At 65.7% G+C, this 19704-nt stretch carries 15 protein-coding genes; 7 read left to right on the top strand and 8 right to left on the bottom strand.

Annotation, left to right across the window (positions count from 1 at the left end; translation table 11 throughout):
* Positions 1–16: 16 nt before the first annotated feature.
* Complete coding sequence (locus L0U83_RS07375) at positions 17–829, bottom strand: ABC transporter permease (protein WP_233881602.1); 813 nt, start codon at positions 827–829, stop codon at positions 17–19.
* On the bottom strand, positions 826–1572 hold the full coding sequence (locus L0U83_RS07370) for an ABC transporter ATP-binding protein (protein ID WP_233881601.1): 747 nt from the start codon (positions 1570–1572) through the stop codon (positions 826–828). Before L0U83_RS07370 ends, L0U83_RS07375 begins: the two co-directional genes overlap by 4 nt.
* Positions 1573–1702: 130 nt before the next feature.
* Between L0U83_RS07370 and L0U83_RS07365 the strand changes: the two genes are divergently transcribed.
* Positions 1703–4228, top strand: coding sequence for an AsmA family protein (locus tag L0U83_RS07365; protein ID WP_233881600.1), 2526 nt, complete (start codon positions 1703–1705; stop codon positions 4226–4228).
* Between the two features lie 84 nt (positions 4229–4312).
* On the opposite strand, the gene L0U83_RS07360 is transcribed toward L0U83_RS07365, so the two are convergent.
* Positions 4313–4813 (bottom strand): hypothetical protein, encoded by a 501-nt coding sequence (locus L0U83_RS07360; protein WP_028206958.1) that lies wholly within the window; start codon positions 4811–4813, stop codon positions 4313–4315.
* 524 nt (positions 4814–5337) lie between these two features.
* Here L0U83_RS07360 and L0U83_RS07355 point away from each other — a divergent pair.
* The 3 genes from L0U83_RS07355 (at position 5338) to L0U83_RS07345 (ending at position 9678) form a co-directional block, all read left to right on the top strand.
* A complete protein-coding gene (locus tag L0U83_RS07355) occupies positions 5338–6990 on the top strand; it encodes a sensor histidine kinase (RefSeq protein WP_233881599.1) in 1653 nt (550 codons plus the stop codon).
* A gap of 77 nt (positions 6991–7067) precedes the next feature.
* The gene (locus tag L0U83_RS07350; RefSeq protein WP_233881598.1) at positions 7068–7568 is read left to right on the top strand and encodes a response regulator; all 501 of its coding nucleotides are present in this window, start codon (positions 7068–7070) and stop codon (positions 7566–7568) included.
* 112 nt (positions 7569–7680) lie between these two features.
* Positions 7681–9678, top strand: a complete 1998-nt coding sequence (locus tag L0U83_RS07345; protein ID WP_233881597.1) for a hybrid sensor histidine kinase/response regulator — start codon at positions 7681–7683, stop codon at positions 9676–9678.
* Between the two features lie 89 nt (positions 9679–9767).
* Here the strand turns inward: L0U83_RS07345 and mscL are convergent, their stop codons facing one another.
* The 4 genes from mscL to mfd all read right to left on the bottom strand — a co-directional run bounded on the left by mscL (position 9768) and on the right by mfd (position 16334).
* Complete coding sequence (gene mscL / locus L0U83_RS07340) at positions 9768–10214, bottom strand: large conductance mechanosensitive channel protein MscL (protein WP_233881596.1); 447 nt, start codon at positions 10212–10214, stop codon at positions 9768–9770.
* A gap of 199 nt (positions 10215–10413) precedes the next feature.
* A complete protein-coding gene (locus tag L0U83_RS07335; RefSeq protein WP_233881595.1) occupies positions 10414–11424 on the bottom strand; it encodes a threonine ammonia-lyase in 1011 nt (336 codons plus the stop codon).
* Between the two features lie 21 nt (positions 11425–11445).
* The gene (gene argE / locus L0U83_RS07330; RefSeq protein ID WP_233881594.1) at positions 11446–12669 is read right to left on the bottom strand and encodes an acetylornithine deacetylase; all 1224 of its coding nucleotides are present in this window, start codon (positions 12667–12669) and stop codon (positions 11446–11448) included.
* A gap of 185 nt (positions 12670–12854) precedes the next feature.
* Positions 12855–16334 (bottom strand): transcription-repair coupling factor, encoded by a 3480-nt coding sequence (gene mfd, locus L0U83_RS07325; protein WP_233881593.1) that lies wholly within the window; start codon positions 16332–16334, stop codon positions 12855–12857.
* A gap of 202 nt (positions 16335–16536) precedes the next feature.
* On the opposite strand from mfd, the gene ispD reads away from it, so the two are divergent.
* The 3 genes from ispD to L0U83_RS07310 all read left to right on the top strand — a co-directional run bounded on the left by ispD (position 16537) and on the right by L0U83_RS07310 (position 19093).
* Positions 16537–17256, top strand: coding sequence for a 2-C-methyl-D-erythritol 4-phosphate cytidylyltransferase (ispD, locus tag L0U83_RS07320; RefSeq protein WP_233881592.1), 720 nt, complete (start codon positions 16537–16539; stop codon positions 17254–17256).
* A 31-nt stretch (positions 17257–17287) separates the two neighbouring features.
* Complete coding sequence (gene ispF / locus L0U83_RS07315; RefSeq protein ID WP_233881591.1) at positions 17288–17767, top strand: 2-C-methyl-D-erythritol 2,4-cyclodiphosphate synthase; 480 nt, start codon at positions 17288–17290, stop codon at positions 17765–17767.
* Between the two features lie 171 nt (positions 17768–17938).
* Complete coding sequence (locus L0U83_RS07310) at positions 17939–19093, top strand: acyltransferase family protein (protein ID WP_233881590.1); 1155 nt, start codon at positions 17939–17941, stop codon at positions 19091–19093.
* An 18-nt stretch (positions 19094–19111) separates the two neighbouring features.
* Here the strand turns inward: L0U83_RS07310 and L0U83_RS07305 are convergent, their stop codons facing one another.
* On the bottom strand, positions 19112–19660 hold the full coding sequence (locus L0U83_RS07305) for a peroxiredoxin (RefSeq protein ID WP_233881589.1): 549 nt from the start codon (positions 19658–19660) through the stop codon (positions 19112–19114).
* Between the last annotated feature and the right edge of the window lie 44 nt (positions 19661–19704).

The following is a 19704-nucleotide window of genomic DNA, read 5'->3' as shown; positions in this document are numbered from 1 at the left end:
CGCGTGTCGAACACGCTTAAGCGCGTGTCTTGCGCTCGACAAGCCGCGCGACGAGAAAGCGATGCTCCGGCGAGAAGAGGCGCCGGTATGCGAGCAGCACCGCGCCCACCGTGCCGAGCGCCGACGAAGCTGCGATCAGGAACATGATCACGATCTGGTAGCGCACGGCCTGCAGCGGCGATTGGCCCGCGAGCACCTGGCCCGTCATCATGCCTGGCAGGCTCACCACGCCGACCACGGCCATCTGGTTGAGCGTCGGAATCATGCCGGCGCGCACGGCCTCGCGAGCGCTGGCCTGCGCGGCCTCCCAGCGCGTCGCGCCGAGCGCGAGCGCACTCTCCACACGGTCGCGCCGCGCGGTCAGTTCCTGCATCATGCGCTCCACGCCGAGCGAGACGCCCGTCAGCGTGTTGCCGAGAATCATGCCTAGGATCGGAATCGCATATTGCGGCTCGTACCACGGCCGGATGCGGATCACCACGAAAAGCCCCACTGCCGCCACGAGCCAGGCGCTCACCCAGATCGACACGATGCTGTCCGCGCGTTGCCCGCCATAGGTGCGCGCGCCGCGCTGCGCCCCGGCGAAACCGGCGATCAGTGTCATGAGTACCATGAGCGGCAACACGACGTACCAGCGGTTGAATGCGAACACCCAGCCGAGCACGTAACCGATCGCGAGCAGTTGCACGACGGTGCGCACAGCGGCCCACGCCAGCTTGCGTTCGAGGTCGAGCTTGAGCAGCACGGAGACCGCGCCGTTGACGAACACGAGGAGCGCCGCGATGGCGACGTCGCCGATGCCGAGGTTCTGCAGCACACCGGGGCTCATTGCGCGGCTCCCTGGGTGAATGCCGCGCGCGTGGCGGGTTCTTCGAGCACACCCGCGCGCATCGTCAGATGCCGCTCGCCCACGCGCTGTGCCTGGGCGGGATCGTGCGAAACCCAGACCGTCGCGCGAGCCGTACGCGCCTCATCGAACCAGCCGGCCACCAGCGCTTCGACGGCGCGCGCCGACTCGGGGTCAAGAGACGCGGTCGGCTCGTCGAGCAGGAGCGCTTCGGGGTCGAGCTGGAGCACGCGCACGAGTGCCACGATCTGCGCTTCGCCGCCGGAAAGCTCGGAGGTTTCGCGCGCGAGGAAGTCATTGGAACGGCCAGTGGCGGCGAAGAACGCGCCCGCGCGCGCCGGGTCGAATCGCACATCGCGGTATGCCGCTAGCGTATAGGGATAGCGCAGGTTGTCCTCGACGCTGCCGTCCAGCAGCGCGGGCCGCTGCCGCAGGTACGCAATATGCCGCCGATAGTGGACAATGCGCCCGCGCGTGACCGGTTCGCCATGCCAGCGCACGTCGCCGCCATCGAGCGGGTCGAGCAGCGCGAGCGCGCGCAGGAACACGCTCTTGCCGGAGCCGGACGGGCCCGTCAGCACGGCGCGCTCGCCCGCCCGCAGCGTGAAATCGGTGGGATGCAACAGCGACTGGCCGCGTTGCGCGTCGCGCCGGGCGATCTGGCGGCCCTCGACGAGCGGCGCGCTTTCGGCGTGGGGTGGGGAGAGTGGGTTGTGCTTGAGCATCGAAAGATTGCAAACATGGCGGGTACGGCACGTCGTGCGAGGCAGTCATGCAGATGTAACCGGGCACGCTGACTGCTCTTGCGGTATTGCAACATGGCAGGCCAACAACAACGCATAACGTGGAGTACGCATGACGTCACCGCAGCCCAAGCCCTTTAGCCTCGGCCGCACGTTCGCCAGGATCATCGCATGGCTCGTCGCAGTTGTCGTCGTGTTGATTGCCGTGCTCGTTGTCTTCATCCTGACGTTCGACTGGAACCATGCCAAACCCTACGTGAACGAAAAGGTCACTGAGGCCATCGGGCGGCCGTTCGCGATCGAAGGCGATCTCAAGGTGGGCTGGCAGCGGCCGCCCGGCGAAACCGGCTGGCGCGCGTGGGTGCCCTGGCCGCGTTTTTCCGCCACGCAGATCGAGATCGCCAATCCCGACTGGACGAAGTCCCCGCACTTCGCCACGCTCGACGAAATCGACTTCGAGGTGGCCGTGCTGCCGCTTCTGGCTCATGACATCGTGATTCCGGCGATCAATCTCGTGAATCCGTCCATCGACGTCGAGCGTCTTGTCGACGGGCGCAACAACTGGACCTTCAAGCTGCCAGCCTCGAGCGGGCCGTCGACGTGGCGGCTCGATCTGCACGACATCACGTTCTCGAGCGGCACTGTCGACGTGAGTGACCAGCAGACGAAAACCGACGTGAAGATCGCGGTCAGCCTGCTTGGGCACGGCATCCCGATCGGCAAGGTGATGGAGGAGCAGGAAGCGGCGTCGCGCCAGGGCTCGGCGCAGGTCATCGGGCGTGCGGGCGCGAACCGGCTTGCGCAGCAGGTCGACAAGGAGCAGGCTTCGGCGGCGGCGGCGGCCGCCAGCGCGGCTAGTGCGGTTGGCAAGGCGAGCGGAGCGGCCGGGGCTAGCGCGGCGGCGGCTTCAGCCGCTACGGCCCCAACCAGCGCGCCCGCACCGGGCTCGCAGGCGCTTGCCACGAGCGGCGCCATTGTCGGCTCGGGCGCCGCGCCCGCACAGCCGCCCGTGAAAGAGTCGTTCTACGCGATCGGCTGGACGATCAAGGGCACCTATGGCAAGACGGCGCTCTCGGGCAACGGCAAGCTCGGCGGCGTGCTCGCCCTGCAGGACGCGAAGCGCCCGTTCCCGATCCAGGCCGACGTGCGCGCGGGCGACCTGCACATCGCGCTGGTCGGCACGCTCACCGACCCGATGCACCTGGCCGCCGTCGATCTGCGCCTGTGGCTGCAGGGGCAAAGTCTGGCGCATCTGTACAACCTGACCGGCGTGACGCTGCCCGAAACGCCGCCGTATGCCACGGACGGCCACTTCGTCGGCAATTTCCGGCGCGGCGCGAGCGTGTTCCGCTATGAGAACTTCACGGGCCGGGTGGGCGGCAGCGATGTGAACGGCACGGTGGTCTACCAGCAGCGCACGCCGCGACCGCTCCTGACGGGCGAACTGGTTTCGAACCTGCTGCAGTTCTCGGACCTCGCGCCGATCATCGGCGCAGACAGCCAGGCGAGCAAGGCAAAGCGCGGGGATACCGTCACGCAGCCGGCCGATCGCGTGATTCCGGTCGAGCCGTTCCGCACCGACCGCTGGAGCGCCATCGACGCCGACGTCAAGTTCACGGGCCGGCGCATCATCAAGCAGGGCAGTTTGCCGGTTCAGGACCTCTACGCGCACGTCATGTTGACGAACGGTGTGCTCGTGCTCGATCCGCTGCAGTTCGGCGTGGCGGGAGGCACGCTCGGCACACGCGTCTCACTCGACGGCAGCGGCGCGCCGCTGAAGGCGCGCGGCACGCTGGAGGTGCGCCACCTGAAGCTCAAGCAGCTATTCCCGAACTTCAAGACGATGCAGTCGGCGCTTGGCGAGATCAACGGCGACGCTTCGCTCACGGCGACTGGCAACTCGCCGGCGGCGCTCGCCTCGACCTCGAACGGCGAGGTGAAGCTGCTTGTCACGCAGGGCACGATCAGCAGATTGCTGATGGAGGCGGCGGGACTGAACGTGGCGAACGTGGTGTACGAAAAGCTGTTCGGCACGCGCGACGTGAACATCAACTGCGCGGCGGCCGACTTCGTCGCCACCAACGGCTTGCTCGATCCGCGCGTGTTCGCGCTCGACACCGACGACGCTGTGATCGACATCGATGGCCCGATCGACCTGCGCGACGAATCGATGAACATGAAGATCCATCCGCATACCAAGGGCTTTCGCGTTTTCTCGCTGCGCTCGCCGCTCTACGTGAAGGGCACGTTCAAGAACCCGCGCGTGGGCGTGGATGCGACGGCGCTCGCGCTGCGTGGCGGTGCGATGATCGGGCTCGGGCTCATCAACCCGTTTGCCGCGCTGATTCCGCTCATCGCGCCGAGCAACAACAAGCCACTGTCGTGCGACGCACTGTTCGCGCAGATGCATCAACATCCCGTGGCGCCGCCGCCGGGCCAGAAAATGCACGCGCGCCCATTGCCCGATCTCGCAGGCGCAGGCACGGGCGCAAGCGCCGCTGTGGCGACGGATAAGGGCAACAAGGGTGACAAGGGTGACAAGGGCGCGAAAGCGAGCCCGCCAACGCGCAACGCGCCGTCGCCAGCCTCGACTGGCAAGCCGCCCGAAGGGCAGCAGCCGCTCTACAAGGGAAGCTGATTCGGGAATCTGACGCAGAAAAACCGCTGCGCCGGGTCAATTGACCCGGCGCAGCGGTGCACTGAACTTCGTTGAAAGCGCGACCTAACGCAACGAGCGCGGCGCCGTGTCGCCGGCGGCGTCCTGGCGGCGCGTCACGCGCCGTGTGGTCATGGTCGGACGTGCCGCGCCGAACTCGGGCAGGACCCGGCCGCGCGCGCGGCTCGCGAACACGAGAAAGCCAAAGCCGTCCGCCTCATACCAGTATCCGCCGTTCTCGAGGCCTTCGATCGGCTGCTCGAGCGCGTGAGCGATCGATTCAATGCAGCGCTTACGCAATTCACTCGTGCCCGGATACGGCGGCTGCGCACCGCGCACGCTGCACAGGAGCACATCGAGCCCCGGCAGGATATGCGCATAGAGCACAGGCTCGTCCTGCGCGCGCGCACGCGCGATCTTGGTATCGAGCTGGCCGAACGGTTTGAAGTGACTCAGCACGGCGAGAAATGACTCGTCGCCGTCTGCCTTGACGCGTTTGCGCTTTTTCGGGAAGGACATAAAAATTCGCCTGAAAAAGGTGGATTGCAGTACACGCAGCGTTCCCATGCGACCACTCCCGGACTGGTGCGCCGCACGTCGATCCTTTATAGCACACGGATTTGCTGCGTTCACGAGGATAGAGATGGGGACGGTCCGCTCTAACAGCGCGCGGAGCGCTGAAGCGATCCGGACCTGCGCGGCCAGCCTTGCTGCCCCTGTTTCAAAACCCTCATTGCGTTCGCAAACGCCATGCCGGATCGCACGTCGCGCTCATGTAGATATCCCGGCGCTCTCTCGCTTGTCTCCGTCTCAATAATAGACCTGTGTGTGCGCTCGGTGTGGCGAATTGCCGCAAAAAAGCGGGTTTTCCACGAAGTGACGTGTGTGGTGTCACATACATTGTCATCCTGAAAAATCGCGCAGATAATGTTGCGGTTCTGGTGCCCGCGGTTGCCCCACGCGCCCCGGGCCGACTGGCGTCGCGTGCACACGCGGCGCGAGATGTTGCAAAAAGCAGTGCAAGACGCATTGCAAAAAATATGGCGAAAAGCACGGCGCGCCGCCCAGACCCGCCACTGAAGCAGACCGACATGAAACTCTTCGCCAAGGGGCTCTTGCTGATCGCGATTCCGAGCGCCGTCGAACTGGCGTTGCTCGGCGTCGTGTTTGACACTCAGGGGCAAGCCGCGCTCGCGGCCAAACGCGCCGAAAACACGCAACAAATCCTTTGGCAAGCCAACAGTCTCGTCGATCCGCTGCTGCGCGAAGCTGCGCGCGTGCGCACGGGCATCGTGCTCGAAGACCCTTCGTTCATCGATCGCCACGCCGTCTGGACCGAGTTCGCCGACCGCATCACGCTGCTCGCGCGCATGGTCGCCGACAATCCTCCCCAACTAGCGCGCGTCGAGCGTATGCGCGACGCCGCCTATGCGTGGCGCAAGGAAGCGGGCGCTATTGCCGATGCACTGCGCATGGGCCAAAGCACGTCGTTCGCGCACGTGGCAGGCAACGGCATGCCTCCGGAGATCGAGACGGTGCGCGCAGTGCTCGGCGACTTCATCGCCGAGGAAACGCGGCTCGACGAGGCCCGCGCGGCCATGCTGCGCGAGACGCGCGAGCGCCAGCAGGACGCGCTCATCTTCGCGGTGGTGGGCTCGATGCTGATCTGGGCGTTCACGGCCATGGCGTTCGCGCGCAATGTGGGCGTGCGCCTTGCCGCGCTCGGCGCCAACGCCGAACGCCTGGGGGACGGCACGCCGCTCGCGCCGGCGCTCACAGGCAACGATGAAATCGCCGCACTCGATGCGGTGCTTCATCAGACGAGCGCGAGGCTGCGCGTGGCCGAGCGGGAGCAGACTACGCTGAAGGCGCAACTCCAGGCACGCGCCGCGGACCTCGCGAGCGCCAACGAACATCTGCGCCAGGAGAGTCAGGACAACGAGATGTTCATCTACAGCGTGTCGCACGATCTGCGCTCGCCGCTCGTGAACCTGCAGGGCTTTTCGAAGGAACTGCAGGTATCGTGCGATGACTTGCGCGCACAGGTCGACGCGGCGGGGTTGCCCGAACACGAGTATCGCGAGATGGCCAAAGTGCTCGATGGCGACGTCGATGAATCGCTGCATTTTTTGCGTCAGGCGGTGGCGCGCGCGGCGGCCATCATCGAAGCGCTGTTGCGCCTCTCGCGCGCCGGGCGCCTCGAATATCGCTGGCAGCGCGTGAACGTTGCGCGGCTCGTCGAACGCGTGCTCGGTGGCCTCGCCGAGGAGCGCGCGCAGACTGCGCGCATCGAGGTGGGCGAGTTGCCGCCCGCCTGGGGCGATCCGGCGGCGCTTGAACAGATATTCGGCAACCTCATCGAGAATGCGTTGCACCATCTCGATCCCGCGCGGCCGGGCCGGGTCGAGATCGGCGCGCTCGCCGCCGGTGGCGAATCCGCCGCCGAACCCGGTAAAAATGCGGGAAAGGACTCAGGAAAAACCGAGGCTGGGGAGCCTGGCGAGCGTACGCGGACTTATTTTGTGCGCGACAATGGCGTTGGTATCGCGCAAGCGTATGTGCCCAAGCTGTTCCGCGCTTTTCAGCGGCTGCACGGCGGCGAATCGCCCGGGCAGGGCACGGGGCTCGCGCTCGCGAGGCGCATTGTGGAGCGGCATGGCGGGCGCATCTGGGTCGAATCGACCGAGGGCGCGGGCTCGACGTTCTTCGTCGCGCTGCCGGACCAGCCGTTGCGTACCCTATAGCGGACAATCGGGCGCGCGCCGGGCGGCAAGCTTTCAACAAGCCTTGAAAAAATCATGTTGTACGTGGGAGAGTCGAGATGACGAACGGGGAACAGGTAGGCATCGTGCTGATCGAAGACGACGACGGGCATGCCACACTGGTCGAGCGCAACCTGCGGCGTTCGGGGATCTCGAACAGCTTCCTGCGCTTTCGCGACGGCCAGGAGGCGCTCGATTACTTTTTCGGCACGCCGGGCGACAATCCGGTCGCGGCGGCGAACTGGCCGGCGCGTGACGCGCTCGGCAATTTCGTCGTGCTGCTCGACTTGCGCATGCCGCGCGTCGATGGCTTCGAAGTGCTGCGGCGGCTCAAAGCGGAGCCCGCCACGGCTTCGGTGCCGGTGATCGTGCTCACGACCACCGACGACCCTCGCGAGATCGAACGCTGCTATGAGCTCGGCTGCAACGTGTACATCACGAAACCGGTCGAATATGACGCGTTCATCGAGGCTGTGCGTCGACTCGGCTTCTTTCTCCAGGTCGTCAAGCTACCGCCAGGGCATCGCTTCGTTCAGGCGCGGCCGGCAGGCGCCCAGTAACGGATCATGCAGGCATCACGCATGCAATCAACTCGCATTGGCAACCGAATGGAAGCACGGCGGCAAGAGCGGCGGCAAGCCCGACGGGCGCCCGAAGGGACGCTTAACGCGCATGACTGAGGAACCCACGATGCTGGACGGCGCGCGCGTGCTCGTCGTCGACGACGACGAAGGCATCCTGCGCCTCGCCCGCAAATCGCTTCTGCGCGCCGGTGCGCGCGTGGACACCTGTACGGGCGTCGGGGAGGCGCGCGCGTTGCTCGCCGTGCAGACGCCCGATGTGCTCGTGCTCGACTATCAGCTCGACGGCGCGGAGACGGGCCTCGACTTCTTCCGCCGCCTGCGTGCCGACGACGTGCGCGTGCCGGCGATCCTCGTGACGGGTTTCACCGACGAATCGCGCGTGATCGCCGCGCTCCGTGCGGGCGTCTCGGACGTGGTGCCGAAATCGGGTGACTATCTCGACTATCTGCCGGAAGCCGTCGCGCGCGTGCTCTCGCAGGTGGCGCTGCAGCGCGCCTCCGACGAAGCGCTACTGCTGCGCGATCGCGAAGAACACTACCGCACGCTCTCCGAAGCGTTGCCGCACCTCGTGCTCACCTGCGGCGCGGACGGCAATTGCGACTTTGTCTCGAAGCAGTGGCTCGACTACACGGGGCTCGACGCAGGCCAGTCGCAGGGTCTCGCCTGGCTCGACGCCGTGCATGCCGATGATCGCGAGGAGATTCGCCACACCTGGCTCGAGGCCGTGGGCAGCGGTGCCACCGACTATCGCCATGAGTTGCGTATTCGCCGCCACGATGGCGTATATCGATGGTTCGATGTCCGAATCGTTGCAATGCGTGACCCGCGCGGCGGCGTGAACAAATGGTTCGGCAGTTGCACCGACATCGACTCGCAACGCGAAGCGACCGCGGAGCGCGAGCGCCTCTTTGCCTCGGAGCAAGCTGCGCGGCAGACCGCCGAAGAAGCCAACCGCGCGAAAGACCGCTTCCTCGCCATGCTCTCGCACGAGTTGCGCACGCCGCTCACGCCGGTGCTCGCGGGCACTCGGCTGCTGGAGCAGATCCCGGACCTGCCCGACGCGGCGCGCTCGGGCGTGCTGATGATCCGCCGCAATATCGAGCTCGAGGCGCGTCTGATCGACGACCTGCTCGATCTCACACGCGTGGCTAACGGCAAGCTGAGCCTCGCGCTCGACACGGTCGACGTGCACGAGGTGATCGAGGCCGTGCTGGAGCTCTTTCATAGTGAAATCCAGATCAAGCAGCAGGACGTGCACATCGACCTGCGCGCGCAGCAGCATTATGTGCGCGGCGATCGCGCGCGCCTGCAGCAGATGCTCTGGAACCTCGTGCGCAACGCCGCGAAGTTCACGCCCGACGGCGGCCACATTTACGTCCGCACGCGCGACGAGCGCAAGCACGTGGAGATCGAGGTCGAGGACACGGGCATCGGCATCGCGCCCGAGCAGATCGGCAAGCTCTTTCATGCGTTCGAACAGGGCAGCCACAATCTCACGCGCCAGTTCGGCGGGCTCGGCTTAGGTCTTGCGGTGACGCGGGCGCTGACCGAGGCGCACGGCGGGAGCGTTAGCGCGAGAAGCCCCGGCGCGCATTGCGGCGCGACCTTCACCATCGTGCTGCCGAGCGCCGCACGAGGCGAGGGCGCTGCCGCGATCGCCGAGCGGCGCGGGCCGCATCGGGTGGGTGCGCTGAACATCCTGCTGATCGAAGATCACGAGGACACCGCTGAGGTCATGTCGCAGCTGATGCGCTCGGGCGGCCATGAGGTGGCGGTGGCGGGCAGCGTGGCCGGTGCGCTCGCGCTCACGGCCGGCATGGCCTTCGACCTCGTGGTGAGCGATATCGGCCTGCCTGATGGCTCGGGCATCGACTTCATCCGCGCGTTTCGTGCGCGATCAACGGCGCCCGCGGTCGCGCTCACCGGCTTCGGCACCGACGACGACGTGCGCCGCAGCGTCGAAGCGGGCTTCACCGCGCATCTCACGAAACCGGTCAATTTCGAGCAGCTCGAGCGGCTGATCGAAGAGGCCGTGGCCGCGCGCGGCGCGGCGGCCGAGCCCGATTCCGCCGCGCCTGCTCCCTGATCCTTCCTCGAGTCTTCCGTGAGCCTGGGTACAAAAAAGCCCGCGCGGCCTTGCGGCGGCGCGGGCTTTTGTCTGGACGCTTGCGCGCTTCAGCGCGGATTGTTCTGCAGCGAATCGCGGATCTCGCGCAGCAGCAGCACGTCTTCGGGCGTGGCCGGCGGCTCGGCGGGGGCGGCGGGTTGCGGCTGGCGCAGCTTGTTGATGAACTTCACCATCAAAAAGATGATGAACGCGAGGATGACGAAGTTGATCACCGCGGTGATGAACGAGCCATAACCGAACACGGCCACGCCCGCGGTTTGCAGATCCTTGTACGACTCGGGGTTGCCTTTATAGCTGGCCGGAATGTGACCGAGCCGCACGAACATGTTCGAGAAGTCGAGGCCGCCCGTGACCACGCCGATGACCGGCATGATGAGGTCTTTCACGATTGAGTTGACAATGCTTGAGAACGCGCCGCCGATGATCACACCGACGGCGAGATCCATCACGTTGCCTTTGACGGCGAATTCCTTGAACTCCTGGACGATGCTCATGAGCGGGCTCTCCCTGAATGGCGCGGCGCGGGGCTGGGGTCAATACGGCGTATTGGCGCAATCATAGCGAACGCATCCGTATCGCGGTAGGAATTTGACATTCCCTGACGTTTTGCCGGGAACTGGCGGCGAAGTTCGGGCGGGCGCACGCGGCGTGCCCACCGCGCTGACTTTGGGTCGCCTTCGGCCGCTTTTGGCTTTACTGCGCGAGTGAGATCTGCTGGTGAAAGGTCGCTGGATCGGTGTTGGTGCCAGACAGCAGCACGCCTACGCGCTTGCCTTGCAGCGTGTCGCGCAGTGGCCCGAGCAACCCTGCCGTAGCGGTGGCGCAAGCGGGTTCCACAGCGAGCTTGAGTTGCTCGAAGAGCACGCGCATCGCGCTGCGCAGCGCGTCGTCGGAGACCGTGACGACGCGCTCGAGATGACGGCGACACAGCGTATAGCTGTATTGCTCCGCGTGCGGCGCCATGAGCGAGTCGGCGATCGAGTGCATATGGGTCAGGCTCACCGTGTGGTTCGCGGCGAAGCTGCGGCTCATCACGTCCGACCCCTCCGGTTCGACGCCATACACGCGCACGCGTGGGTTCGCGAGCCGCAACGCCGTGGCAACGCCCGCAGCGAGCCCGCCGCCGCCGATGGGCACGATGACCGCGTCGAGATCGGGCGCCTGGGTGGCCCACTCATAGCCGAGTGTTGCCGTGCCGAGCACCGTGCGATAGCCGTTGAACGGATGCACGAAATAGCGTCCTTCGTCGGTCTCGATACGGCGCACGATCTCGAACGCCTCGCTGCTGTTGGCCGCCACGACGATTTCCGCGCCAAAGCGCCTGCATTGCGCGACGCACGCCGCGCTCGCGGTGCGAAAGAGCACGACCTTCGCGCTGATGCCAAGGCGCATCGCCGCATACGCGACCGCAATGGCGTGATTGCCGCCCGACACGCACGTGACGCCGGCGCTGCGCTGTGCGCCACTGAGCGCGAGCAGATGCGTGAACGCGCCGCGCACCTTGAAGCTGCCGCTCGACTGCAGCAGCTCGAACTTGAAGTTCACGAGTGTCGCTGCGAGCGTGGACAGATCGTGGCGGTCGAACACCGGTGTGCGCAGCACCCACGGCGCGAGCGCGAAATGCTGCGAGGCGATCTCGTCGAGCGTGGGGATCGCCTCACCGTCTATCGTGTGGCCGGTGGGCAGCGGCGAGGCGGTGGACATGATGGTGCGCGTCCAGCGTGCTTATTGCGCGAGGCCTTCGACGGACATGCCGCGCACGAGCTTGCGCAGGAAACCTTCGCACGCTGCAAGCTGTTCGAGCGAGACGTATTCGTTCGGCTTGTGCGCCTGCTGGATGTCGCCGGGGCCGCACACCACGCTCGGAATGCCCGCGCGTGCAAAGAGGCCGGCCTCGGTGCCGTAGGCCACCTTGCGGCGCGCCTGGTCGGCGGTGAGCGCACGTACGAGTTGCGTGATCGCGGCCTGCTCCGTGGCGTCGAGGCCGGGGGCTGCAGCGATCTTCGTGAATTCGATCGCGCCTGCCGCGTGCTCCCGCTGCATCTTCGGCACGAGCGTTTCGCGCGCGTACTGTTCGATGCGCGCGAAGATCGTGTCGGGGTTGAGCGTCGGCAGATTGCGGAACTCGAACGCGAAACGGCATTCGGCCGGCACTGTGTTGATGGCGTTGCCGCCTTCGATCGTGCTGGTTTGCGCGGTCGTGAACGGCACGTCGTAAAGCTCGTCGAACGGGCCGTTCGCGCGGAATTCATCGGCCATGTCGCGGATGTGGCAGATAAGACGCGCCGCGTACTCAATTGCGTTCAGGCCGCGCGGCGTGAGCGACGAATGTGCGGCCTGCCCGCGCACGCAGCACTGGTACGCGTTGATGCCCTTGTGTGCCACGATGGGGCGCATGCTCGTGGGCTCGCCCACGATGCAGCCTTCGGGCTTCACGCCGCGTTTCATGAGTTCTTCGATCATGAGCGGCGCGCCCACGCAACCCACTTCCTCGTCGAACGAGAGCGCGAGGTGCAGGGGCTTGGCGAGTTTCGTCTGCTGGATCTCGGGCACGAGCGTGAGCGCCGCGCCGATGAATCCCTTCATGTCGCAGGTGCCGCGGCCATAAAGCAGACCGTCGCGGATCTCGGGCTTGAACGGGTCGCTGTCCCACTTTTGGCCGTCCACGGGCACCACGTCGGTGTGGCCGGAGAGCACGATGCCGCCGTTCGTTTCGCCGTCATGCGCGGGGATCGTGGCGAACAGGTTGGCCCATTTGCCGTCGCGGCCATAGGTGAGCGTCGATTCGATGCCGCGCGCGCGCAGATCGTCGCGCACGGTCTCGATCAGGCTGAGATTCGGATGGCGGCTGACCGTATCCATCGAAACGAGGCGGGTGACCCAGGGGAGCGAGGCGGGAAGGGCGGCGGAAGGCGTAGACGACTGCGCTGTTTCAGCGGCGAGGGACATGTTGGACTCCAGCTTGCTTGTATTCTTCATCTTACCCAAAAAGAATGCGGCAAGCCAAAGCTGCGGACGGTGCCGCGTCCCACGTTCCGGGCAATTGCGACCAGCATGGCGCGCCGCAACATGACGTGAAAACGCCCGCGCGAAAGGGCAAACTGCGCGGGCGTCAGACGATGCGGCAAAGGCGTTCAGCGCGACGCGCCAGCGCGATTGGGCGCGCCGAGCGCGCGCAACGTCTCCTTCACGGTAGCCACGCGCACGGCAAGGTCGGGGCTGCGCGTTTCGATGCGCAGCTTGTCCTGCCCCGCGAGCTTGATGTGCTTGTGCTTCTGCACCATCTCGATGATGCGCATGGCGTCCACGGGCGGATTCGGCACGAACTGCAGGCCAATGACCGCTTCGCCCGCATCGATCTTCGTGATGCCGAGCGGCTTCGCCGCCAGTCGCAGGCGATGCGTTTCGATCAACGCGTGCGCCTGCGCCGGCATCTTGCCGAAGCGGTCGATCAGCTCTTCCTGGATGCCGTCGATCGAATCGTCGTGCTCGCAGTTCGCGAGGCGCTTGTAGAGCGACAGGCGCTCCTGCACGTCGCCGCAATAATCGGCGGGCAGGATCGCGGGGGCGTGCAGGTTGATCTCGGTGGTCGCCGCGAGCGGCGCGTTGAGATCGGGCTCGCGGCCGTCCTTGAGCGCCTTCACGGCGTCGTTGAGCATGTCCGTATAGAGCTGGAAGCCGATCTCCTGGATCTCGCCCGACTGCTTGTCGCCGAGCACTTCGCCCGTGCCGCGAATTTCGAGGTCGTGCATCGCCAGATAGAAGCCCGAGCCGAGTTCTTCCATCTGCTGGATCGCTTCCAGCCGCCGTTGCGCCTGTTTCGTGAGTCCCTGCGGATCGTGCACGAGCAGATACGCGTACGCCTGGTGGTGCGAGCGCCCGACGCGGCCCCGCAACTGGTGCAATTGCGCGAGGCCGAATTTGTCGGAGCGGTGGATGAGGATCGTGTTCGCAGTCGGCACGTCGATGCCGGTCTCGATGATCGTGGTACAGAGCAGCACGTTCGCGCGCTGCGCCACGAAATCGCGCATCACGGATTCGAGTTCGCGCTCGTGCATCTGGCCGTGCGCCACCGCGATGCGCGCTTCGGGCACGAGCGCTTCGAGCATCGCGCGGCGGTTCTCGATGGTCTCGACTTCGTTATGCAGGAAGTACACCTGGCCGCCGCGCTTGAGTTCGCGCAGCATCGCCTCGCGAATCACGCCGTCCTCTTCGCGGCGCACGAAAGTCTTGATCGCGAGACGTTTTTGCGGCGCGGTCGCGATCACGGAGAAGTCGCGCAGGCCTTCGAGCGCCATGCCGAGCGTACGCGGAATCGGCGTGGCGGTGAGCGTGAGCACGTCCACTTCCGCACGCAGTGCCTTGAGCGCCTCCTTCTGGCGCACACCGAAGCGGTGCTCCTCGTCGATGATCACGAGCCCGAGGCGCTTGAACTGAACATCGGACGAAAGCAGCTTGTGCGTGCCGATCACGATATCGACGCTGCCGTCGTTGATCTGCGCAATTGCGCCGCTCACTTCCTTCGCGGACTTGAAGCGCGACAGCTCGGCAATGCGCACGGGCCACTCGGAGAAGCGGTCCGTGAAGGTCTGCGTGTGCTGCTCGGCGAGCAGCGTGGTGGGCGAGAGAATCGCCACCTGCTTGCCGCCCATCACGGCGATGAACGCCGCGCGCAACGCGACTTCCGTCTTGCCGAAGCCCACGTCGCCGCACACGAGGCGGTCCATCGGCTTGCCGCTCGTCATGTCGCCGATCACGGCGGCGATCGCGGCGGCCTGGTCAGGCGTTTCCTCGAAGCCGAAGCTCTCCGCGAACTTGACGTAGTCGCGCGGTTCGAGCGCGAACGCGTGGCCCTCGCGCGCGGCGCGCCGCGCGTAGAGATTCAGTAGCTCGGCCGCGGTGTCGCGGATCTGCTGCGCGGCCTTGCGGCGCGCCTTTTCCCACTGGCCCGAGCCGAGCGCATGAAGCGGCGCGCTATCCGGATCGGCGCCGCTGTAGCGTGAAATGACGTGCAACTGCGAGACCGGCACGTAGAGCTTGCTGCCGTTCGCGTATTCGAGGTGCAGGAATTCGGTGTCGCCTTCGCCGAGGTCCATCGTCACCAGGCCGTGATAGCGGCCGATGCCGTGCTGCGCATGGACCACCGGATCGCCGACCTTGAGTTCGGAGAGGTCGCGCACCATCGAATCGACGTTGCTCGCCTGTTCCTGGCGGCGGCGGCCCGTACGGCGTGCGAGCGGGCCGTAAAGCTCGGTCTCGGTAATGACCGCGAGCTCCTCTCCCGGCAGCGAGAAGCCCGTGGAAAGCGGCGCGACGCCCAGCGCGAAGCGCTCGTCGCCGGTGAGCCAGTCCTCGAAGCTGTCCGCGCCCCCGGGGCGCAGATGGTTGTCAGCAAGCAGTTGCGCGATGGTTTCGCGCCGGCCCGCCGACTCCACCGCGAACAGCACGCGGTTCTTCGTCGTGTCGAGATAGGTGCGCAGCGAAGCGAGCGGGTCGTCGGCGTGGCGGTCGATCGCGAGGCTCGGCAGCGCCGCGGCCCAGCCGCCCGCGCTCGCCGCAGGCAGCACGAGGCGCGCGAAGGGCTTCGCGAACGCGAAGAAGTCCTCGTCGGTCAGGAAGAGGCGCTGCGGTTCCAGGATCGGCCGCTCGCGGTCGTGCGAGAGGAAGTTGTGGCGCTGCTTCGTGTCGTTCGTGAAGCGGCGGATCGAGGCGTCGAGGTCGCCCGAGAACACCAGTTGGGCGTTTTCCGGCAGATAGTGGAAGAGCGTAGCCGTCTCTTCAAAGAAGAGCGGCAGGTAGTATTCGATGCCCGCCGACGGCACGCCGTTGCCCATGTCCTTGTAGATCGTCGCGCGGCTCGGGTCGCCCTCGAACACTTCGCGCCAGCGGCTGCGAAACGCCGTTCGCGCGGCTTCGTCGAACGGGAACTCGCGGCCAGGCAAGAGGCGCACGTCTTTCACGGGATAGAGGCTGCGCTGGCTGTCCGGATCGAACGCGCGGATCGAGTCGACCTGGTCGTCGAAGAGGTCGATGCGGTAGGGCAGCGGCGAGCCCATCGGAAAGAGGTCGATGAGCGAGCCGCGCACGCAGTATTCGCCCGGACGCACCACCTGACTCACATGCTCATAGCCCGCGAGCGTGAGCTGCGACTTGAGCTTCGCTTCGTCGAGGCGCTCGCCCTGCGAGAACGAGAACGTATAGGCCGCGAGGAACGAGGCGGGCGGCATGCGGTAGAGCGCCGTCGTGGCCGGCACGATCAGGATGTCGCAGCGGCCTTCGCCGAGATCGTGCAGCGTGGCCAGACGCTCCGAAACCAGGTCCTGGTGCGGCGAGAACGTGTCGTAGGGCAGTGTTTCCCAGTCGGGCAAGAGGCGCACGCGCGCCTCGGGCGCGAAGAACGGAATTTCCTGCGCGAGCCGCTGGGCATCCACGGCGCTTGCGCAAATCACGGCCAGCAGCGGTGCATGCACCGTACTGGCGCGCGCGGCCTCGCGGTAGCGGGCGATCAGGAGCGCGTCGGACGAGCCGTGCGTGCCGTCGAACGCATAGCGCTGCCCCGGCTTGACGACGGCGACGGGGGACGGAGATTGCGAGGAAGCGGCGATATCGGACATAGGCAACAGGGTGGCCGACGCGTGTGTCGGTAGGGTGGCCAGTTCAGTTCGGGCGGAGTACAACGCCAGAATATGGGGGCCGGTTTCTGGTCTTCAAGTGAATTCGGCGCGGTTTGCTGACGTTTTGCAGGCGTCCGGCGTGCGGGCAAGGGACCTATTATAAAATCCGTCCTTTACTTTGACTCATGCGGCTCGCGACACCGTGACTTCACGCCTCTTTGCCCTGATTCCGTGCGCCGGCACCGGCAGCCGTTCGGGCTCGGCCATGCCGAAACAATATCGCATCGTTGCCGGACGCGACCTCCTGCACTATACGCTCGCCGCTTTCGATGCCTGCAACGAATTCTCGCAGACGCTCGTGGTGATTTCTCCCGACGATAACCACTTCGACGCCCGGCGCTTCGGCGGCTTGCGCTTTGCCGTGCGGCGCTGCGGCGGCGCTTCGCGCCAGGCTTCGGTCTACAACGGGCTCGCCGCGCTCGCCGAATTCGGCGCAACCGACGACGACTGGGTGCTCGTGCACGACGCCGCGCGTCCCGGCATCACGCCTGCGCTGATTCGCACGCTCGTCGAGTCGCTCAAGGACGACCCCGTGGGCGGCATCATGGCACTGCCGGTGGCGGACACGCTCAAGCGCGTCGCGCCGAAGGACCCCGCGGCGCCCGGCGTACATATCGCACGCACCGAATCGCGCGACGGACTCTGGCAGGCCCAGACGCCGCAGATGTTCCGCATCGGCATGCTGCGCACGGCTATCGAGCGCGCACAGCAAGACGGTCACGATCTCACCGACGAAGCGAGCGCGATCGAATGGCTCGGTCACGCGCCGCGTCTCGTGCAGGGCAGCCTGCGCAACTTCAAGGTGACGTACCCCGAAGACTTCGCGCTCGCCGAAGCGATCCTCAGCCGCCCCGCAGAATAAGCGACCGCAAACTCTACCTGGAACCCCACACATGGACATCAGAATCGGACAAGGCTACGACGTGCACGCGCTGGTGCCCGGCCGTCCGCTTGTGCTCGGCGGCGTGACGATCCCCTACGATCGCGGCCTGCTCGGCCACTCGGACGCCGACGTGCTGCTGCACGCCATTACCGACGCACTGTTCGGCGCTGCCGCGCTCGGCGATATCGGCCGCCATTTCCCCGACACCGACAAGCAGTTCTACGGCGCCAACAGCCGCGTGCTGCTGCGCGAATGTCTGCGCCGCGTTCAGGAGGCGGGCTTCTCGCTCATGAACGTCGATACCACGGTGATCGCGCAGGCGCCCAAGCTCGCACCGCATATCGAATCGATGCGCAAGACGATCGCCGAAGACCTGAAACTGCCGGTCGAACGCGTCAACGTGAAGGCGAAGACGAATGAAAAGCTCGGCTATCTCGGCCGCAGCGAAGGGATCGAAGCTCAGGCGGCCGTGCTGCTGTTGCGCGCGTGATCTGTCATTCAACCCTTGTTTTGAAGGGCTGAACGGCGCGCGCAGGGCGCGTGCCTGCTCTCCAGCTTACGGCGATGATTGCAACTGCAATCATCGCCGTAGCTTTTCTTGTCGATTAATTTCCGTTTTTTTCGTCCCATACTGAACCGCTAACCGGAAGTGGGGAGGGCAATGGCGGGAGTTGAAAAACGCGTGAAAGGCCTCGACGGCCTGCGGGCGCTCGCAGTCGTGCTCGTGTTCCTCTCGCACAAGGCTCACATCGATGCGATCGATGCGATCGATGCGGGCAAGATCGGTGTCTGGCTGTTCTTTCTGATCAGCGGCTATCTGATCATCGGAGAACTGCATCGTAATCGGGTTCGCATCGAACAGCACGGCGCTCGCACGGCTGCGCTGCTGTATGTCTTCTTCATGAAACGCACGCTGCGCATTGTTCCCGTGTATTACCTGCTGCTGATTGCGCTCACCATCGCGCATGCGAGCTTCTATCAGCGTGATGTCGATCTCGGGCTCGTCTGGCATTTCGTATTCCTCTCCAATTACTGGATCGGCGCAGTGCACGATGGCTGGCCCGGCACGGTTTCGCATTTCTGGAGCCTCGCGGTCGAGCAGCAGTTCTATCTCGTCGCGCCGTTTGCGCTGCTGTTCGTGCGCGCATCGCGCCATCTCGCGCTTTGCGCGGTGGTCATCGCGGCGGCTGCGTTCGCGCACCTCGCGCTTTACGAGGAAGGGGCGATCGCGCCGCTCATCTACGCGTTCTCGCCGTGGAATTTCGCCATGCTCGCGCTCGGCGGCGCACTGGCGATTGGAGGCGCGCGCGTGTCGCTGCGCGCGGGGCCGTTGAGTGCGGTGTGGTTCGTCGGGGCGTGTGCGGCGATCGCCGGCTTCGCGCTGGCGCGTGCGGATTGTGCCGCTTGTGCTGGTAGCGTGACAGGCGCGACGATGCCGCCGGGCTTCTTCGACATCGGACTCGCGCTCTCGCTCGGCGCGCTGTTTCTGTGGCTCGTGCGTCGCCAGGACAGCACGCTCGTCGCGGCGCTGGAAATGCGGCCGCTTGCGTATCTCGGCACGATCAGCTACGGCTTCTATCTGTTCCACAACTTCGTGCCGTCGCGCCTTGGCGTGGTGCCGGGGCTCTACGCGCGGCTCCATGTCCCCGATGCGGCGCAGTCCGCTCTCGCGCTCGCGCTGCAATTCGCGCTGGCCGTGCTGCTAGCGCATCTGTCGTGGCAGGTTCTGGAAAAACGCGTGCTCGAATTGAAGCGGCCGCTCGAAACGGCGATCCGCAACCGCTTGCCCGCGCGCACGGCTGCAAGCCAGACGTGATGCACAACGGCGCGCGGTCTAGAGCGTCTCGCCGCCGATCGCGCGTCCGTCCGGGCACAACTCGCCGGTCTGCAGCCCGTCCAGAACGCGCAGCACTTCTTCGGCGCTGCGCCCGACGTTCAGGTTGTTCACCGTGACGTGCTGGATCGTGTTGTCGGGATCGACGATGAAGGTTGCGCGCAGCGCCACGCCCGCTTCCTTGTCGCGTATGCCTAGCTGATCGATGAGCTCGCCCTTTACGTCGCCGAATGAATAGTGATTGAGGCGATCGAGGGTCTTGTCCTCGCGCCGCCACGCAAGCTTCACATATTCATTGTCGCAACTGCCGCCCATCACGACCGTTTCGCGGTCATCGAATTCCTTGATGAGCCGTGCAAACGCGATGATCTCGGTGGGGCAAACGAGCGTGAAATCCTTCGGGTAGAAGTAGATGACCTTCCACTTGTTGGCGAAGGTCTGTTCGGTGATCTCGACGAACGCCGATTGGCCGTTTTCTTCGGGATGGTTGAAGCCGGGTTTCGCGGCGGTGACGGTGAAGGCTTCGAGTTTGTCGCCGACGGTTTTCATGGCGGAGCTCCTCAGACGAGAGTCGGGCCGCGCGGCCCGCTTTG

Source organism: Paraburkholderia flagellata (assembly GCF_021390645.1).
Classification (GTDB): Bacteria; Pseudomonadota; Gammaproteobacteria; order Burkholderiales; family Burkholderiaceae; genus Paraburkholderia; species Paraburkholderia flagellata.
This window is presented reverse-complemented; position numbering and strand designations above follow the sequence as displayed.

Excerpts from the sequence above, each read along its gene's own strand:
- L0U83_RS07375 (WP_233881602.1), bottom strand. The coding sequence starts at position 829 with ATGAGCCCCGGTGTGCTGCAGAACCTCGGCATCGGCGACGTCGCCATC.
- L0U83_RS07370 (WP_233881601.1), bottom strand. The coding sequence starts at position 1,572 with ATGCTCAAGCACAACCCACTCTCCCCACCCCACGCCGAAAGCGCGCCG.
- L0U83_RS07365 (WP_233881600.1), top strand. The coding sequence starts at position 1,703 with ATGACGTCACCGCAGCCCAAGCCCTTTAGCCTCGGCCGCACGTTCGCC.
- L0U83_RS07360 (WP_028206958.1), bottom strand. The coding sequence starts at position 4,813 with ATGGGAACGCTGCGTGTACTGCAATCCACCTTTTTCAGGCGAATTTTT.
- L0U83_RS07355 (WP_233881599.1), top strand. The coding sequence starts at position 5,338 with ATGAAACTCTTCGCCAAGGGGCTCTTGCTGATCGCGATTCCGAGCGCC.
- L0U83_RS07350 (WP_233881598.1), top strand. The coding sequence starts at position 7,068 with ATGACGAACGGGGAACAGGTAGGCATCGTGCTGATCGAAGACGACGAC.
- L0U83_RS07345 (WP_233881597.1), top strand. The coding sequence starts at position 7,681 with ATGACTGAGGAACCCACGATGCTGGACGGCGCGCGCGTGCTCGTCGTC.
- mscL (WP_233881596.1), bottom strand. The coding sequence starts at position 10,214 with ATGAGCATCGTCCAGGAGTTCAAGGAATTCGCCGTCAAAGGCAACGTG.
- L0U83_RS07335 (WP_233881595.1), bottom strand. The coding sequence starts at position 11,424 with ATGTCCACCGCCTCGCCGCTGCCCACCGGCCACACGATAGACGGTGAG.
- argE (WP_233881594.1), bottom strand. The coding sequence starts at position 12,669 with ATGTCCCTCGCCGCTGAAACAGCGCAGTCGTCTACGCCTTCCGCCGCC.
- mfd (WP_233881593.1), bottom strand. The coding sequence starts at position 16,334 with ATGTCCGATATCGCCGCTTCCTCGCAATCTCCGTCCCCCGTCGCCGTC.
- ispF (WP_233881591.1), top strand. The coding sequence starts at position 17,288 with ATGGACATCAGAATCGGACAAGGCTACGACGTGCACGCGCTGGTGCCC.
- L0U83_RS07310 (WP_233881590.1), top strand. The coding sequence starts at position 17,939 with ATGGCGGGAGTTGAAAAACGCGTGAAAGGCCTCGACGGCCTGCGGGCG.
- L0U83_RS07305 (WP_233881589.1), bottom strand. The coding sequence starts at position 19,660 with ATGAAAACCGTCGGCGACAAACTCGAAGCCTTCACCGTCACCGCCGCG.